Source organism: Flavobacterium sasangense DSM 21067 (assembly GCF_000686885.1).
GTDB classification, from domain to species: domain Bacteria; phylum Bacteroidota; class Bacteroidia; order Flavobacteriales; family Flavobacteriaceae; genus Flavobacterium; species Flavobacterium sasangense.
In genome coordinates, this window is the sequence record NZ_JMLU01000002.1 from 239,056 (window position 1) to 258,125 (window position 19,070).

Annotated in this window: 13 protein-coding genes; 9 read left to right on the forward strand and 4 right to left on the reverse strand. The window is 34.2% G+C overall.

Annotated elements, in window-relative coordinates; all coding sequences use genetic code 11:
• The first annotated feature begins 51 nt into the window (after positions 1-51).
• From asnB to BP92_RS0103115, 5 genes are all read left to right on the forward strand, one after another.
• The gene (gene asnB, locus BP92_RS0103095) at positions 52-1,668 is read left to right on the forward strand and encodes an asparagine synthase B (protein WP_026724702.1); all 1,617 of its coding nucleotides are present in this window, start codon (positions 52-54) and stop codon (positions 1,666-1,668) included.
• A 258-nt stretch (positions 1,669-1,926) separates the two neighbouring features.
• Positions 1,927-3,867 (forward strand): DNA topoisomerase (ATP-hydrolyzing) subunit B, encoded by a 1,941-nt coding sequence (gene gyrB, locus BP92_RS0103100; RefSeq protein ID WP_026724703.1) that lies wholly within the window; start codon positions 1,927-1,929, stop codon positions 3,865-3,867.
• A 79-nt stretch (positions 3,868-3,946) separates the two neighbouring features.
• Positions 3,947-4,879 (forward strand): malate dehydrogenase, encoded by a 933-nt coding sequence (mdh, locus tag BP92_RS0103105; protein ID WP_026724704.1) that lies wholly within the window; start codon positions 3,947-3,949, stop codon positions 4,877-4,879.
• A gap of 301 nt (positions 4,880-5,180) precedes the next feature.
• Positions 5,181-8,105: a protein translocase subunit SecDF gene (secDF, locus tag BP92_RS0103110; RefSeq protein WP_026724705.1), complete on the forward strand. Its 2,925-nt coding sequence runs from the start codon at positions 5,181-5,183 to the stop codon at positions 8,103-8,105.
• 81 nt (positions 8,106-8,186) lie between these two features.
• Positions 8,187-8,648, forward strand: coding sequence for a gliding motility lipoprotein GldH family protein (locus BP92_RS0103115; protein ID WP_026724706.1), 462 nt, complete (start codon positions 8,187-8,189; stop codon positions 8,646-8,648).
• A 48-nt stretch (positions 8,649-8,696) separates the two neighbouring features.
• On the opposite strand, the gene lgt is transcribed toward BP92_RS0103115, so the two are convergent.
• From lgt to folE, 4 genes are all read right to left on the reverse strand, one after another.
• Positions 8,697-9,629: a prolipoprotein diacylglyceryl transferase gene (gene lgt / locus BP92_RS0103120; RefSeq protein ID WP_026724707.1), complete on the reverse strand. Its 933-nt coding sequence runs from the start codon at positions 9,627-9,629 to the stop codon at positions 8,697-8,699.
• Between the two features lie 381 nt (positions 9,630-10,010).
• Positions 10,011-10,268 carry a membrane protein insertion efficiency factor YidD gene (yidD, locus tag BP92_RS0103125; RefSeq protein WP_051604367.1) on the reverse strand — a complete coding sequence of 86 codons (258 nt, stop codon included), beginning with the start codon at positions 10,266-10,268 and terminating at the stop codon, positions 10,011-10,013.
• A gap of 46 nt (positions 10,269-10,314) precedes the next feature.
• The gene (cysS, locus tag BP92_RS0103130; protein ID WP_026724709.1) at positions 10,315-11,799 is read right to left on the reverse strand and encodes a cysteine--tRNA ligase; all 1,485 of its coding nucleotides are present in this window, start codon (positions 11,797-11,799) and stop codon (positions 10,315-10,317) included.
• Between the two features lie 61 nt (positions 11,800-11,860).
• Positions 11,861-12,532, reverse strand: coding sequence for a GTP cyclohydrolase I FolE (folE, locus tag BP92_RS0103135; protein WP_026724710.1), 672 nt, complete (start codon positions 12,530-12,532; stop codon positions 11,861-11,863).
• A 159-nt stretch (positions 12,533-12,691) separates the two neighbouring features.
• Between folE and BP92_RS0103140 the strand changes: the two genes are divergently transcribed.
• The 4 genes from BP92_RS0103140 to BP92_RS0103155 are packed head-to-tail and all read left to right on the forward strand — an operon-like array spanning position 12,692 to position 19,002.
• Positions 12,692-13,105, forward strand: coding sequence for a hypothetical protein (locus BP92_RS0103140; protein WP_026724711.1), 414 nt, complete (start codon positions 12,692-12,694; stop codon positions 13,103-13,105).
• Positions 13,106-13,112: 7 nt separating this feature from the next.
• Positions 13,113-16,136: a T9SS type B sorting domain-containing protein gene (locus BP92_RS0103145; protein WP_026724712.1), complete on the forward strand. Its 3,024-nt coding sequence runs from the start codon at positions 13,113-13,115 to the stop codon at positions 16,134-16,136.
• Between the two features lie 59 nt (positions 16,137-16,195).
• A complete protein-coding gene (locus BP92_RS0103150) occupies positions 16,196-17,116 on the forward strand; it encodes a PorP/SprF family type IX secretion system membrane protein (RefSeq protein ID WP_026724713.1) in 921 nt (306 codons plus the stop codon).
• 20 nt (positions 17,117-17,136) lie between these two features.
• On the forward strand, positions 17,137-19,002 hold the full coding sequence (locus BP92_RS0103155) for an OmpA family protein (protein WP_026724714.1): 1,866 nt from the start codon (positions 17,137-17,139) through the stop codon (positions 19,000-19,002).
• The last annotated feature ends 68 nt before the right edge of the window (positions 19,003-19,070 follow it).

Consider the following 19,070-nt stretch of genomic DNA (forward strand, 5'->3'; position numbering starts at 1 on the left):
AGTTTTATCACTTAAACAATTAAACATTTCAACGATTAAACTAAAAAAGTTATGTGCGGAATATTAGCCATTATAGGAAAAGGAAAAGAAGCAACATTAGTGCAGCAATTATCAAAAAGAATGAGCCATCGTGGTCCAGATGAAAGTGATATTCATGTAACAGAGAAAGGACATATTTTGGCACACGAACGCTTGTCAATTGTCGATTTACACACTGGGAAACAACCTATTCAAGGAACAGAATCCGCTTGGATGGTGCATAATGGCGAAATATACAATCACAAAAAGTTAAAAGAAACGACTTTAAAACATCACACGTTCAGAACTACATCAGATTCAGAAGTTATTGTGCATTTGTATGAAGAATTTGGTTATGATTTCTGCGATATGTTAGACGGAATTTTCGCACTAGTCGTTATTGATGGCGATGATTATATCGTAGCTCGTGACCCACTTGGAGTAAAACCTTTGTATTACGGAATGGATGAAAGAGGTCGCTTGTATTTTGCTTCCGAAATGAAAGCTATTGCCGACCAATGTAAATCATTTTCAACATTTCCACCGGGACATTATTACACCGAAAAAACAGGTTTCGTAAAATACTACAAACCAGAATGGGAAGCGCACGAAAAAGCAGTAGAAAAATTAGATTTGCAAGCTTTAAACAAAACATTAACCCAAGCGGTTGAAAAACGTTTGATGTGCGATGTGCCTTTTGGAGTATTGCTTTCGGGAGGATTAGATTCTTCTTTAATCGCATCCATCACGTCAAGATTGTTAGAAGGTAGCGGACAAGAATTACATTCGTTTTCAATTGGATTAGATGCTTCGGCTCCGGATTTAGTAGCGGCAAAAAAAGTAGCGGATTTTATTGGAACTACACATCACGAAATTCATTTCACAGTCGAACAAGGAATAGAGATTTTAGATAAATTGATTTGGCATTTGGAAACGTATGATGTAACGTCAATTCGTGCGAGTACGCCAATGTATTTCTTGTCGAAAGCAATTACAGAAAAAGGAATCAAAATGGTATTATCAGGTGAAGGAGCAGATGAGATTTTCGGAGGTTATTTGTATTTCCGAAACGCACCATCGGTATTGGATTTCCAAAAAGAAACCATCGAACGCGTTCAAAAGTTATTTACAGCCGATTTACTTCGTGCCGATAAATCCACTATGGCGCACGGATTAGAAGCAAGAGTTCCGTTTTTGGATAAAGCATTTTTGGATTTAGCAATCAAAATTCAACCTGAAGAGAAAATGCCAAAGACCTATGTCGGAATTGAAAAATATATTTTAAGAAAAGCATTCGATACACTCGAAAAACCCTTTTTGCCCGAAGAGATTTTATGGAGACAGAAAGAGCAGTTTTCTGATGGCGTAGGTTACAACTGGATTGATACTTTAATCGAATATTGCTCAAGTCAAGTAACAGATGAAGAATTTGAAAAAGCAAAACAGTTCTTTCCTTATAACACGCCAGCTACAAAAGAGGCGTTTTATTACAGAAGGATATTTCACAAGCATTTTCCACAAGAAAGTGCAGCACAAACAGTTCGAAAATGGATTCCAAAATGGCAGGAAAACCAAGATCCAAGCGGAAGAGCAAATGCAGCTCACGTTAAGGCAGATGTGTCGATTTCAGTAGAAATGGAGAAAATATAGTTTATAGTTTAGGTTTGTTGTTTTGAAAGACCTCTTTAATTCCATTTTAAAGAGGTTTTTTTTATTTCTTCTGTTTTGATGAAATTAAAAAATCATAAAAAATTAAATTTAAGGTGGTTTTTATTCGATTTAAGCCACTTTTGTCAAAAATTAACAAATGTTGATAACTTAACATCGAGTTGATGTGGTTTTTATTTCTTGTTTTTATCTAATTACTTATATTTGTTGATATAAAAATATTTATTTAGCACAAATATTATGAGTGAAGAAAATAAAAAAGGTAGTTATTCAGCCGACAGTATTCAGGCTTTAGAAGGAATGGAGCACGTAAGAATGCGTCCTTCCATGTATATTGGAGATACTGGAGTTCGTGGATTACACCATTTAGTTTATGAAGTTGTAGATAACTCAATCGATGAGGCTTTAGCAGGACATTGTGATACAATTTTTGTAGCAATTAATGAAGATAATTCCATTACGGTTGAAGATAACGGTCGTGGTATTCCAGTTGATTTACACAAAAAAGAAGGCGTTTCGGCACTTGAGGTTGTAATGACAAAAATTGGTGCTGGAGGTAAATTCGATAAAGATTCGTATAAAGTTTCTGGAGGTCTTCACGGGGTTGGGGTTTCGTGTGTTAATGCACTTTCTGACCATTTAAAGGCAACGGTATTCCGTGAAGGTAAAATTTACGAACAAGAATACGAAAGAGGAAAAGCATTATATCCAGTTAAACAAATTGGAACTACAGAAAAAAGAGGTACAATGGTTACTTTCAAACCAGATGCTACCATTTTTACTCAGACTTTAGAATATTCTTACGATACATTAGCATCTCGTTTACGTGAGCTTTCTTTCTTAAATAAAGGAATCAGAATTACTTTAACAGATAAAAGAAATCCTGATGAAAAAGGTGAGTTTCCAGTTGAAACTTTCCAATCTAAAGAAGGTTTAAAGGAGTTTGTTAAGTTTTTAGATGGAAATCGTGTGCCAATCATTGGTCATGTAATTTCTATGGAACATGAAAAAGGTGAAATTCCTGTTGAGGTTGCTTTAATTTACAATGAAAGTTATTCAGAAAATATCTTTTCATATGTAAATAATATCAATACGCACGAAGGAGGAACACACTTGCAAGGTTTCCGTATGGGATTAACTCGTACGTTGAAAAAATATGCAGATGCTTCTGGATTATTAGATAAATTGAAATTCGAAATTTCTGGAGATGACTTCCGTGAAGGTTTAACAGCTATTATTTCGGTAAAAGTACAAGAACCACAATTTGAAGGTCAAACCAAAACCAAATTAGGAAATAGAGAAGTAGTTTCTCCAGTTTCTCAAGCGGTTTCAGAAATGTTAGAAAATTATTTGGAAGAAAATCCAAATGATGCAAAAATCATTGTTCAAAAAGTAATTTTAGCTGCTCAAGCACGTCACGCTGCTAAAAAAGCACGTGAAATGGTACAACGTAAAACCGTAATGGGTGGCGGTGGATTACCTGGAAAATTATCGGATTGTTCGGAACAAGATCCAGCAAAATGTGAAATTTTCCTTGTTGAGGGAGATTCGGCAGGTGGAACTGCAAAACAAGGTCGTGATAGAGCTTTTCAAGCGATTTTACCGTTACGTGGTAAGATTTTGAATGTTGAAAAAGCAATGCAACATAAAGTGTTTGAAAACGAAGAGATTCGTAATATTTTCACCGCTTTAGGAGTTACCATTGGTACCGAAGAAGATAGTAAAGCTTTAAATCTTTCTAAGTTGCGTTACCACAAAGTAGTAATCATGTGTGATGCCGATGTCGATGGTTCTCACATTTCAACATTAATTCTAACATTCTTCTTCAGATTTATGAAAGAATTAATTGAAGGTGGTCACGTGTATATTGCAACACCACCTTTATACTTGGTTAAAAAAGGAAACAAAAAAGAATATGCTTGGAACGATGATCAACGTGATTTAGCTAACGAAAGAATGGGAGGAAGTGCCGCAATTCAACGTTATAAAGGTCTTGGAGAGATGAACGCAGAGCAATTATGGGAAACAACATTAAACCCAAATTACAGAACTTTACGCCAAGTAACTATTGATAGTTTAACAGAGGCAGACAGAGTTTTCTCTATGTTAATGGGAGATGAAGTACCACCTCGTAGAGAATTTATCGAGAAAAACGCTGCTTACGCAAAAATTGATGCGTAAATCAATACTTTTTGGTAAATTTGTAAATGAAAAAATGTTGAATTTCAATTTTATATAAATATTTAATATACACAACAAAATGAAAGTAACAATAGTTGGTGCGGGTAACGTAGGTGCAACATGTGCAGATGTTATTTCGTACAGAGGAATTGCAAGTGAAGTAGTATTAGTAGACATCAAAGAAGGTTTTGCAGAAGGTAAAGCGATGGATATTATGCAATGTGCTACAACAACTGTATTCAACACACAATTAAGCGGAACAACAGGTGATTATTCTAAAACTGCAGGAAGTGATGTGGTAGTTATTACATCTGGAATTCCAAGAAAACCAGGAATGACGCGTGAAGAATTAATCGGAATCAATGCAGGAATCGTTAAATCGGTTGCGGATAACGTATTAACACATTCTCCAAATGCAATTATTGTTGTAGTATCAAATCCAATGGATACTATGACGTATTTAACATTAAAAGCTACAGGATTGCCTAAAAATAGAGTAATTGGAATGGGTGGTGCTTTAGATAGTTCTCGTTTCAAATATTTCTTATCAAAAGCATTAGACAAGCCAGCTAATGATGTTCAAGGTATGGTAATTGGAGGTCATGGTGATACTACTATGATTCCATTAACACGTTTAGCATCTTACAATGGTGTTCCAGTTTCTAATTTCTTATCTCAAGCTGAGTTAGATAAGGTAGCTGCTGATACTATGGTGGGTGGAGCTACTTTAACAGGTTTATTAGGGACTTCTGCTTGGTATGCGCCGGGAGCTTCTGTAGCGTATTTAGTAGACAGTATCTTAAACGATCAAAAACGCATGATTCCATGTTCAGTATTCTTAGAAGGTGAGTATGGACAAGAAGATATTTGTATGGGAGTTCCATGTATTATTGGTAAAAACGGTGTTGAGAAAATCGTTGACGTACAATTAAATGATGCTGAAAAAGCATTGTTTGCTAAGAGTGCAGATGCAGTTCGTAATATGAATGCCGATTTGAAATCAGTATTGTAATTTCACATCAAAATAAAATTTAAAAACTGTCAAGAAATTGGCAGTTTTTTTTTGTTATAATCATTTTTTAAATATTATTTTTAAATGGTCTTTGTTTCTAAAGATTGGAGTTTTTAACAATATTTTCTGTTTTGTGAAATACTTTTTTAAGTTGCAAGTGTTTCATTTTTAAGGAATAATGTGTTTTTGTAGTGAAACTTAGGTAAAAAGGTTGCTTTAATCGAAAATAAAATTGCTAAATCCTATTGTAAATTATATATTTGTCCGTTTTTATAAAATAGAATAAATAAATTTTAGAATAATGCAGAATAGAGGACTTATTAAATTTTTCGCAATTATCTTTGCTTTGGTATGTGTATACCAGCTTTCTTTTACTTTCGTAGCGAATAGTATTGTTTCTGATGCAAAAGCTTTTGCAAAAGGAGATTCAGCTAAAGAATTACGCTATTTAGATTCTATCGGTAAAGAAGAAGTATACTTAGGGCATACTTACAAAGAAGTTACTAATAACCAAATCAACAAAGGTCTTGACTTAGAAGGAGGATTAAACGTTATTCTTCAAATTTCAGTTAAAGATGTTTTGAAAGGATTGGCAAATGATTCTAAGAATCCAGCTTTTAACAAAGCACTTGCTGATGCAAAAGCAAACCAACAAGGAAATCAAGATTACATCGATGCTTTCTTTGAAGCTGCTAATGCTGCAAATGTGAAATTAGCTGCGGCTGATGTTTTTGGAAACAGAAACCTTGATGAAGTTATTAAGTTTGATATGACTAACAAACAAGTTGAGCCAATCATCAAACAAAAAGTTCAAGAATCAGTAGAAAGTGCTTTCAAAGTATTAAGAGAGCGTATCGATAAATTTGGAGTTACTCAACCTAACATTCAATTGTTAGGAAATTCTGGTAGAATCTTGGTTGAATTACCAGGAGCTAAAGATGTAGATCGTATTAAAAAGTTATTACAAAGTACAGCTCAATTAGAGTTTTGGGAAACCTATAAAATCGAAGAAGTTGGTCAATATTTAATGGCAGTTGAAGATGCATTAAAGAAAACAGAAGTTGCTGTTAAAGCTGATCCTACTAAAACAACAGGGATCGATTCATTATTAACAGACAAAGCTGATACTACTGCAGCAACAGCTAATAGTCCTTTCTTAGGTAAAATGTTAGCTCCAGGTCAGCAAGGTGCTCCGCATGTTGGAACATTTGCTACTAAAGATACAGCTGCAATCAACGGATATTTAAAAAGAGCTGATATTAAAGCGTTGTTACCTGCTAATTTAGCTAATATTAGATTTGCTTGGGGTAAAACAAATGCAAAAACTCCAGAAGTAACTGATTTATATGCCTTAAAAGGAACAAGAGATAATGTTGCGCCTTTAAGTGGTGGTGTAATTGTTGATGCAAGAGATACTTTTGATCAATTAGGTAAGCCAGCTGTTTCTATGCAAATGAATGGAAATGGTGCTAGAAAATGGGAGCAAATCACAGGAGCCGTTTCTCAACAAGGAAATGCGATTGCGATTGTGTTAGATAATATTGTTTACTCTGCACCTGGTGTAAGTAAAGGAGCAATTACTGGAGGTCAATCAGAAATTTCTGGAAACTTCACAATTGAAGAAACAAAAGACTTAGCAAACATTTTAAGAGCGGGTAAATTACCAGCTGCTGCAGAAATTGTTCAGTCAGAAGTGGTAGGTCCATCATTAGGACAAGAAGCTATCGATAACGGTATGTTATCATTCGTTATTGGTTTCGCTTTAGTATTATTATGGATGGTAGTTTACTATGGTAAAACTGGTTTCTATGCTAACTTAGCGTTATTAGTAAATATTTTATTCATTTTTGGAACATTAGCAAGTTTTGGTGCTGTATTAACATTACCAGGTATCGCGGGTATCGTATTAACCATTGGTATGGCGGTAGATGCTAACGTGATCATTTTTGAAAGAGCAAAAGAAGAATTAGATAATGGTAAATCAGTTCAAGAAGCTACTGATTATGCTTTCACTTGGAAAGGTGCGATGTCATCTATTATTGATGCTAACGTTACTACTGCAATTACTGCTATTATCTTATTAGTATTTGGTACAGGACCAATTCAAGGTTTTGCTACAACATTATTAATTGGTATTTTTACTTCTGTAATTACTGCTGTTTTTGTAACAAGAATGTTCTTAGATTGGAGTTTAAGCAGAAATGAAAAATTAGCTTACTCAACTTCATTAACTAAAACTTGGTTTAAAAATTTAAATATCGATTTCTTAGGTAAAAAGAAAATTGCTTATGTAGTTTCAGGTATTTTAGTAGCATTGAGTATTTTCTCATTAGCAACTAAAGGATTAAATCAAGGTGTGGATTTTGTTGGTGGTAGAACATACCAAGTACGTTTTGATAAACCAGTTTCTGCTCCAGATGTAACGGCTGATTTAGTAGCTGTTTTCGGAAGTGCTGAAGCAAAAGTTTATGGTGGAAACGACCAGTTAAAAATCACTACCAAGTATAAAGTTGACGAAGAAGGTGAGGGAGTAGATAAAGAAGTAAACCAAAAATTATACGAAGGTTTAAAGAAATATTTACCAGCTGATTTAACATATGATAAATTTGCAAACCTTTATGAAGGAAAAAAAGTTGGTATTTTATCATCTGCAAAAGTTACAGGTACTATCTCTAAAGATATTAAGACAAACTCTTTATGGGCAGTTTTAGGTTCATTATTTGTGGTATTTGTTTACTTGATGATTAGTTTCCGTAAATGGCAGTTTGGTTTCTCAGCTGTAATTGCAGTTGCGCACGATACAATCATTGTATTAGGTATCTTCTCATTCTTCTATACCATTTTACCATTCAATATGGAGATTGATCAAGCATTTATTGCAGCAATCTTAACGGTAATTGGTTACTCGTTAAATGACACTGTAATTGTTTTCGATAGAGTTCGTGAATATTTAGATTACAACTCATCACCTGATTTCAAAGGATTAGTAAACAAAGCATTAAATACTACATTAAGTAGAACAATCAATACTTCTGCTACAACTTTAGTGGTATTAGTGGCTATCTTCATCTTTGGAGGTGAAACTATTAGAGGTTTCGTATTTGCTATCTTAGTAGGTATTTTAGTAGGAACTTATTCTTCATTATTCATTGCAACTCCAGTGATGCAAGATACAATTGGTGAAAAAGAAGGTCGTAAAATGGCTGAGTTTAAAAAAGAAGACTAAGTAATTAGTTTCGATATATAAGAAAGTCCTGATTTATGTCAGGACTTTTTTTATATATTTATATTTCTAAATTTTAAACTTATGAAAACTAAATTTATTTTGATTGTTTTAGTGTTTGTATTCTTATCATGTAATAAAAACAAAGTCTATGATGATTTTGATTCTAGTTTTGATAATAATCGTTGGGATGCATCTGATGTTAGAGTGTTTGAATTTGAAAATAAGCAATCTGAGGGAGTTTGTGATGTAAAACTACATTTTGGACACATAAGTGGTTTTCAGTTTAAACAAGTGCCTTTAGAAGTCGAAATTACAGCTCCCGATGGTAAAACGGAAATGCTTCCTGTTACAATGAAACTAATTGATGATTCTGGAAAGGATTTAGGCGATTGTTCTGGTGATATTTGTGATGTTTTTCAAACCATAAAAACCTTTCAAAACCTAGAAAAAGGAAAATATAAAGTGGCTGTCAAAAGTAAGTTTGCAGGGCCTTATTTACCGAATGTTCTCGGTGTTGGGATTGTAGTTGAAAAACAAAAATAAAAAAGGCGGTTAGAAATTCTAACCGCCTTTTTTGTATGTGTAATTTCATTAGTCTTCTTTAACTTCCTTCGCTTTCCAAACAAAGTAAAATCCAATAAATATAAACGGAATGCTCAACCATTGACCTGTTGAAAGTGCATTAAAAACTGGATATTGCTCAAATCCACCTTGACTTTCCTTAACAAATTCCACCACAAAACGAATTGACCAAAGTAGGATTAAAAACAATCCAAATAAGTAACCCGCTTTGTTTCTAGCTTCGGTTTTCCAATATAAAAACATTAGAATAGCGAAAACAAAAACATAACAGATAGCCTCATATAACTGTGCTGGATGTTTTGGTGTTACAGCAGCTAAATATTCTGCAAATTGAGGATTTGTAGCAATAGTATTGTAAGCTTCGTTTTTGTCTCCAATTTGTGTTATTTGCATCGCATCGTTTGCACTATATTTATCTCTTAAAAATTTAATTCCGAATGCTGAACTAGTTTCAGTTCCAACGATTTCTGAGTTGAAGAAATTACCTAAACGAATAAAAATCGCACCTAAAGAAACCGGAATTACAATTCGGTCTAAAATCCATAAAAACGAACGTTTGATTACTCTTCTTTGGATGTAAAACATGGTTATAATAATTCCAATTGCCGCACCATGACTTGCTAATCCAGCAAAACCAGTGAAATGTAGTGTAGGTTTAGTGCTAATTGGTAATAAAATACTCAACGGGTCTTGGTGAAATAATTCTGATTGATAAAAAATTACGTGTCCCAATCGAGCTCCCAACATAGTGGCTACCAAAGTGTAAACAAATAACTTATCTAAAGATTCTACCGATTCGTTTTCTCTTATGAAAATAGGTTTCATTACGTACCAGCCTAATCCAAAAGCCAATACCCAAGAAAGACTATAAAAACGTAACATGAAAAATCCTAAATCAATCCCTTCCGAAGGATTCCAAACCATATTGAGTGCGTGAATCATAATTTTTGTTTCTGATTAAAGCGTAAAAATAAATATTATTATTGGGAAACTTGTTAAAATTCCGATAAGAAATTTTTTCAAGAGGAATGTCAATTTCAAAAATCAACTTCAAACCTGAAACTTGAAACATATATTTTGGAACACAGATTGAAGAAATTTAAATAATTTTAAAATCAGAAAAGTGAATCGCTCTGTGTATCTCTTTTCAACACAATCAAAATCAAAAAAGCTCCGTGTATCTCTGTGTAATTTTAACGCAAAGTTGCAAAGTTTTTTCGCAAAGTTCACTATGTGTTTTGTTTAAAATAAGTGAAACGCTCTGTTTATCTCTATTCAACACAAAGAAAGTCAAAAAAACTCGATGAACCTCTGTTTAATTAATCAAGGCACAGGATCATAACCGCTTCTTCCCCAAGGATGGCAACTGAAAATGCGTTTCAAAGCTAACCAGCCACCTTTAAACAATCCGTGTTTCTGCAACGCTTGAATTGTATAACTAGAACATGTCGGTTCAAATCGGCAAGTAGCTGGTGTAAAAGGAGAAATCCCAACCTGATAAAATCGCACCAGTAAAACAAACGGATAAATCACCCATTGTTTTAGTGTTTTTGGATATTTTGATTGGTGTTGGCTACACATGATTATTGATTAAAAAAAAGAACCTCAATTGAGATTCTTTGTATGTTTAAAAAGTAAAACTAGTTCCTTCTTTTCCGTCTTTTAATTGAATGCCTAAAGCTAATAATTGGTCGCGAATTTGATCCGATAAAGCAAAGTTTTTGTTCGCTCTAGCTTCGTTTCGCATACCGATTAACATTTCCACTACACCGCTTAATTTTTCAGTGGTATTTGAATTTCCTGAAGCTTCATTGCTAATTCCCAATACATCAAATAAAAAACTTGAAATGGTATTTTCTAATAGTTGAATATCATCTGCAGTTAATGATTCTTTTCCGTCGTTTACCAAATTAATGTAACGTGCGCCTTCAAATAATTGTGCAATTAAAATTGGTGTGTTAAAGTCGTCGTTCATCGCATCATAACAACTTTGTTTCCAACTTGCAATATCTAAAGTAGAACTGTTGCTTGCTTTCAACATCGGAATTAACTTGTACGATTCCATCAAACGAGAATATCCTTTTTCGCTAGCTAACATCGCATCATTCGAAATGTCTAAAACACTTCTGTAATGCGCTTGCAAGAAACAAAAGCGAACAATATTTGGTGCAAATGGTTTTTCAAAAAACGTATTTTCACCTGTAACCAATTCCATCGGAAGAATGTAATTTCCAGTCGATTTACTCATGCGCAAACTGTTCATGGTTAACATATTGGTGTGCATCCAAAAATTCACTGGTGAATGTCCATTACACGCTTTTCCTTGCGCTACTTCACACTCATGATGCGGGAATTTCAAATCCATTCCACCACCGTGAATATCAAAAGTTTCGCCCAAGTATTTCGTGCTCATCGCTGTACATTCTAAATGCCAACCTGGAAAACCTTCACCCCAAGGCGAGTTCCAACGCATAATGTGAGCTGGAGAAGCATTTTTCCAAAGTGCAAAATCTTGTGGATTTTTCTTTTCGTTTTGGCCGTCTAAGTCGCGTGTATTGGCAAAAAGTTCTTCGATGTTACGGTTACTCAATTCGCCATAATTCATTCCTTTTTGGTTGTAAGCAAACACGTCAAAATAAACTGAACCATTGCTTTCGTAGGCAAATCCAGTATCAATCAATTTTTGAGTTAACTCAATTTGCTCTAAAATATGTCCCGTTGCAGTAGGTTCAATCGTAGGCGGAAGAAAATTAAACGTATCCAAAACCTTGTGAAAATCTACTGTATATTTCTGTACGATTTCCATAGGTTCTAATTTTTCTAGGCGCGATTGTTTTACAAAACGATCGTTATCCACATCGCCATCATCGGTTAAATGCCCTGCATCGGTAATGTTTCTAACGTATCTAACTTTATAATCTAAATGTAATAAATATCTAAAAATTACATCAAACGACATAAACGTACGAACGTTTCCTAAGTGTACATTACTGTAAACCGTAGGGCCGCAAACATACATTCCAATATTTCCCTCATGAATAGGAGTAAAGGTTTCTTTCTCGCTAGAAAGCGTGTTGTATATTTTTAACGTTTGATTTTTGTATAATTCCATTTTTGTGATTGCTCAATATTTGTGATAGCTTATCTTAAAATTCTGATTTTAGAATCCTAAATTAAAACTGTGTATCTAACTTTATATAGTCTAAAAATTCTCTACGAACTTTATCCTCTTTGAATTTTCCGCCAAATTCAGCAGTAACCGTACTGCTTTCGATATCGCGAATTCCTCTAGAATTTACACATAAGTGTTTGGCATCAATCACGCACGCTACGTCTTCAGTTCCTAGTACTTTTTGAAGCTCTTGAACTATTTGAATATTCAAACGCTCTTGAACTTGAGGTCTTTTAGCATAGTAATCAACAATTCGGTTCATTTTAGATAAACCTACAACTGTTCCATTCGAAATATAAGCCACATGAGCACGACCTACAATAGGTAATAGATGATGTTCACAAGTTGAATAAACAACAATGTTTTTTTCAACTAACATTTCACCATACTTATATTTATTGTCAAATGTAGAAGAACTTGGTTTTTTGTTTGGATTTAAACCGCCAAAGATTTCTTTTACAAACATTTTAGCCACACGATTAGGTGTTCCTTTCAAACTGTCGTCTGTTAAATCTAAACCTAATGTGTTTAAAATATTTTCAACATCTTTTTTAATCAATTCAATTTTTTCTTCGTCGGAAATAGCAAAGGCGTCACTGCGCATTGGAGTTTGAGCACTCGTTGCAATATGATCGTTTCCTAATTCATCTTGAAAATCCTCGTTTTGTATCATCTTAACTAATTAGTTTTAATAGCAATTTTTAAAGTGTTGCAAAGATAAATAATAAACTTTAGATTTTATTTGCAAATGTTAATTATTAAAAAAAAAGTGTGTAGCTAAAAATTTTTGTTAAATTTGTGATTCTATAAACTAATTATCAAACTATAAAAAATGAAAAAAGTATTACTTTTTGGTATCTTTTTGTTTTTCCAATATGGTTTTGCTCAAACCATGTTAGATAAAAAGAATGCCGTTATTAAAGGGGTTAAAATTGAAAGTCTTCAAGACCCAAAATTAGATTTTATCAACAATGCAAAAATTTCTTGGGATTTTTCAAGTCTTGATTTAACTAATAAGACAGTTTCAATTGAAGTGGTTACTATTTATGATTGCTTTAATGGAGAAAATGCTTCAGACTTTAAAGAAACAATTTCTGTTTTGAATAAAGAAAACTTTACTAAACAAGGGAGCCGAGATCTAATTCACGTTGAATTAATGGCTAAATGTCTTAAATGGAGATTGGTTTTGGTTGAAAATAACCAAACAAAAGTTTCTGATTGGTCTTATTTCTCATTTCTAAAATAATCAGATTATGAAATTACTTTACAAAATAATATTTTTATTGAGTTTTGGTCTTTCGTTTGCTCAAGTAACATCTCCTACTTGTGAATCATCGCAAGCAATGTGTTCAGGTAACCAAGGACCTTTTAATAACGTGACTGGCAATCCAAATTCAAGTAGTTTGGGCTGTTTGGGAACAACTCCAAACCGTGCATGGTTTTACATGCAGGTAGGAACTTCGGGAACTATGAATTTCCAATTATCTCAAACCTCTACAGCTACAGGAAATGGTATTGATGTGGATTTTATTTTATGGGGGCCTTTTAATTCGTTAAATGGTATTTGTAATAACTTAGCATTGTACTCTCCAGGATATACAGGTGCTAATAATGTGGTTGCATGTAGTTATTCATATGTTGCAGTAGAAAATTTTACAATTCCAAATGCGGTTGCGGGTCAATACTACATGTTGTTGGTTACAAATTATGCTAATCAAGCGGGGACTTATACTTTAAATCAAACGGGAGGTACAGGTGCTTTAAGTTGTGATATTGTTTGCGGTGTTCGTTTAGGTCCAGACAGAATTTTATGTGGTGCAGCTACAAATGTTACTTTAACAGCAACTTTCTTGCAAGCGCCATCACTACCTGGTTCACCAGTATATTCTTGGTACCTAAACGGAGTTTTACAATATACAACACCAACAAATTCTACAACAGTAAATCAAAGTGGTACATGGCGAGTAAGTGTTACAAGGCCTGGTTGTTCCGATGTGGCCACAGATGAAGTGGAAGTTCAATTTATTGGTGTAGTTCCCTTTAATCCTGTCGGACCCATTGTGGCACCCGCGGGGGCATGTAATCCTATAATTGATTTAACATCGTATCAAGCGGCTTTAGTGGCTCCATATGACCCAGCAAGTTTTACATTTGTTTTTTATGACGAATCAGGAACTGTAATTACAAATCCTACAACTTTTTCTCCATCTGCTACAACTTTTATAGGTGTTGAAATTATTGCTGGACCATGTAGTAATTTTGATACAATTGATATTATTGTTTCATGTGTTCCACCTACTTGTACTTTAGATTTAACATCAGCTGCTAGTACAACCAGTCAAGTACTTTGTCAAGGAACAGCTCTAACCAATATTGTTTATACAACAACTGGTTCGGCAACAGGTGCAACTGTAACTGGATTGCCAACTGGTTTAACTTCAGTGTATAATGCTAACACTTTTACAATTAGTGGAACCCCAACTCAAACAGGTACTTTTAATTACACTGTAACTACTGTTGGTTGTTCGGTTAATGCAAGTCAAATAGGGACAATAACTATTGTTGTAGTTCCAGCAACTCCAACGATTGTTTCTAATCTACCAACTTGTTCTGCTGATGGTACAAGTACAGTTTCAAATTATGACATTGGTGTTACTTATATTTTTACTCCATCGGGTCCATCAGTGGGTGCTGGTGGTTTAATTTCAGGAATGATTACAGGAACTAGCTATACAGTTTTAGCAAGTAATGGAACTTGTTCTTCAACTGCTTCAGCTTCTTTTGTAAATAATGTAATGTTGGTTACGCCAAATGTACCAACAATTTCAATTACGCCTGAGACATGTTCTTCTGCTTCAGTGGCTACAATTACAAATTATGATGCTACTTTAACATACGTATTTACACCTACAGGACCTACAGTTGGAACTGGAGGAGTCATCTCAGGTATGACGGTTGGTACTAGTTACACAGTTGTAACATCAAATGGGGCTTGCTCTTCAGCCGCTTCAACTCCTTTTAGTATTAATGCAATGTTAGCAATTCCTGCTACCCCAACAATTAATATGGTACCACCTACATGTGTGGTTGATGGATCAAGTTCTATTTCTAACTATAATGCAGGTTTAGTCTACACGTTTACACCAGCTGGTCCTTCTGTTGGAGCTGGTGGTGCAATTACAGGAATGATTACTGGAACGAGTTATACAGTTGTTTCTAATAATGGAACTTGTTCTTCATTATCATCTGCATCTTTTGTTAATGCAGCTCAATTATCTATTCCAGTTATACCAACTATTTCCATTGCAGCGCCAACTTGTTCTTCAAATGGAGTTGCTACTATAACAAATTATGTTGCTGGTTTAACCTATGTATTTACTCCTGCGGGACCTACAGTTAATGCTGCTGGTGTTATATCAGGAATGACAGTGGGTACTAATTATGTTGTAGCAGCAAGTAATGGAAGTTGTGCTTCAGCAGATTCGAGTTCGTTCACAATAAACGCTATGTTAGCTGTACCTGCTACACCTACTATTAGTTCTGTAGCTCCTACTTGTTTTGTTGTTGGAAGTTCTTCTATTTCTAATTATAATGGGACTTTAGTTTACACATTCATTCCAGCTGGACCTTCAGTTGGGGCGGGAGGCTCAATTTCAGGAATGACTATTGGTACTTCTTATACCGTTACAGCATCTGATGGTACTTGTTCTTCATTAGCTTCTGTTTCGTTTTCTAATTTAGATGTATTAGCAAGTCCAGTAGCGCCAACTTTATCAGTGGTTAACTCACTTATATGTTCTGGTGAAACTGCAATTTTCCAAATAAATGGAACTGCAAATAATGTGGTTACTTATTCGATAAATGGAGGAACTAATCAAACTGTTACTTTAACTGCTTCAGGTTCTGCTACTGTAGAATTTGAAAATTCTACAACTAATGTTGTGATCGAATTGTCTAATATTAGTAATGGAAATTGTTCATTATCTTTAACAGAATCGGCTACCGTTACTGTTGAATCTTGTTCTATTCCAAAAGGAATTTCTCCAAACGGAGATGGCTTAAACGATAGCTGGGATTTATCAGCCTATAACATTAAAAAGGTTGAAATCTTTAACAGATATGGAACAAAAGTCTACTCTAAATCAAATTATGAAAAGGAATGGTTTGGTCAATCTGATAGCGGAAATGAGCTGCCAGATGGTACTTACTATTTTGTAATTGATTTTACAGATTTAGAGACAAAAACAGGTTGGATTTATATAAATAGAGAACGTTAATAAAAAAGGAATTGCTGTTATGCACTGTAGCAGCGTTCTTTTAAAAACATAAAATAATAATGAAGAAACTATTTTTAGTAACTTTAGGAATAATTGCTTTTTCGGCAGATTTACAAGCCCAGCAAGATCCGCATTATACACAATACATGTATAATATGAGTGTAATGAATCCGGCATATGCGGGTAGTAAAGAGAATTTATCGATGGGATTGCTTTACAGAAAGCAATGGGTTGAGATAGAGGATGCACCAACAACAGGGACATTTTTTGGACATGCACCTGTTGGTAAGAATGTAGGGATGGGTTTATCGTTTATAAACGATAAGATTGGTCCTGTAGAGGAAAATAATATTTACGCAGATTTCTCCTATACATTAAATTTAGGAGGCGAACACAAGTTAGCATTCGGAATAAAAACAGGGCTTACTTTACACAAAGTAGGTTTGTATGATGATGTTTATTCAACGTTACCTGATGCCAATGACCCTGCTTTTTCAGAAAATATTAGTAATTCTTATTTTAATATTGGTTCAGGACTTTTCTATTATACAAATAAGTATTATTTAGGATTTTCGGTTCCAAATTTAATGAAGTCAAAACATTTAGATTTTAATGGAAGAGAATTTGGTTCAGAAGTATCGCATTACTTTTTAACGGGAGGATATGTGTTTGATATCAATGATAACGTAAAATTCAAACCATTTTTCATGATGAAGTCAGCTTTTAACGCACCAACATCATTAGATTTATCTACAAATTTCTTGTTCAATCAGAAGTTTGAAATAGGCGCTACGTATCGTTTAGAAGACAGTTTCGGTGCGATGGTAAATTATGCAATAACACCTAATTTAAAATTAGGATATGCTTACGATCATATCGTATCGGATTTGAACGTAACTACACCATCTTCACACGAGATTATCTTATTATTTGATTTGAACTTCCCGAAAAAAGTATCAAGTTCACCAAGATTCTTCTAACCTAAACCGACCAGAGTACAATGAGAAATTTATATGTAACATTAAGTTTTGTGATGGTAAGTGGAATGCTTAGTGCACAAAATCAATACACTAAAACAGCAGACAAATTATTCGATAGATACGAGTATGTTGATGCTGCTAAAGAATATTTAAAATTAGCCGAAGGCAGTAAAGCGGATAACTACGTTTACAAGCAATTAGCAGAGAGCTACTACAATGTTTTCAATACGAAAGAAGCCGTAAAATGGTACGCTAAAGTAGTAGAACAAAAGCAAGATGCGGAAACATACTACAAATACGCCCAAATGCTAAAAGCAGAAGGTAACTTTAAGGAAGCAGACAAACAAATGCAACAATTTGCACAATTGGCACCAAACGACCAAAGAGCAAAAACATTTGTAAGCAATCCAAACTATCTTCCCGAATTGAAAGGACAAGCGAAATTATACGACATTGCAAAATCTGATATAAGTAGCGACAAGACCGATTTTGGTGCCGTACTTACTAATGATAACAATGTATATTTTGCAAGTGCGAGAAACACATCAAAAAGAAACAGCAACTTCAACGATGAACCTTATTTAGATATTTATAAAGCTACTTACAATGCTAACGGAACTATTAGCGAAGCTGTGGCAGTAGATAACTTAAACACTAAATGGCACGATGGACCGGTAAGTATTACAAACGATGGTAATACAATGTACTATGGTAGTGAGAGTTTTAATGAGAAAGAATATGTAAAGGATAAAGCTAAAAAAGCAAAGTTTGGAAAAATTTACTTGTATAAAGCTACAAAACAAGGCGATACATGGTCAAACAGCAAACCACTTCCTTTTAACAATAAAGAATATGATGTTAGAAATCCAAGCATTAGCAAAGATGGAAAAACATTGTACTTCTCATCTAACATGCCGGGAGGCTTTGGAGGAGAAGACATCTGGAAAGTATCGGTAAACGGAGACGAATATGGTACACCAGAAAATTTAGGAGCAAAAGTAAACACAGAAGCAAACGAGAGTTTTCCATTTATTACAGATGATAACGTATTGTTTTTCTCATCAAACGGAAAAACAGGATTTGGAGGATTGGATGTCTTCAAAATGGATTTAAACAAAGGTTCTGAAGCAATGAACGTAGGTGAACCAGTAAACACTTCAAAAGACGATTTTGCTTTCACTTACAACGCTACTAAGAAAGTAGGCTTCTTCTCAAGTAATAGAGATGGAGTAGATAACATCTACAAAGCGGATCCCGTATGTAACGTACAAGCTTTAGTTCGAGTAAAAGATGCTAAAACAGGAAAAGTTATTGAAGGTGCTACAGTATTGTTAGTAGATGAGAAACAAAAAACAGTTTCTAATCAAACAACGGCATTAAATGGAGAAACGTTGACAGGCGTTTTATGTAATACAGCTTATAGTGCTCAAGTATCAAAACAAGGATACGAAAGTGGTGTGTTTGAGGTTGCAAAAGCAGAAAATGAGCAAGTGGTTGTGGAAGCTTTGCTAACCCCAATCATGCCAATCATTACAGAGAGAGAAGTGATTTTACAACCTATTTACTTTGAGTTCAACAAAAGCAACATTACAGCAGAAGGAGCAACTGAGTTAGATAAGTTAGTAATGGTGATGAACGAATATCCAAATATGGTCATATTCGCAAAATCACATACTGATAGTAGAGGTAGTGATAAGTACAACATGAACTTATCAGACAGAAGAGCAAAATCGACTGTTCAATACTTAATCAGCAAAGGCATTGCAAAAGACAGAATTTCAGGACAAGGATTTGGAGAAAGCGAACCAAAAGTAGCTTGTAAACCATGTACTGAAGAACAATATGCACAAAACAGAAGAAGTGAATTCTTAATTGTTAAGAAATAGTTTTTTAAATGTTATGATGCACACATCTCTTTATAATTTATAAAAGGGATGTGTGTATTCTCGTTAAA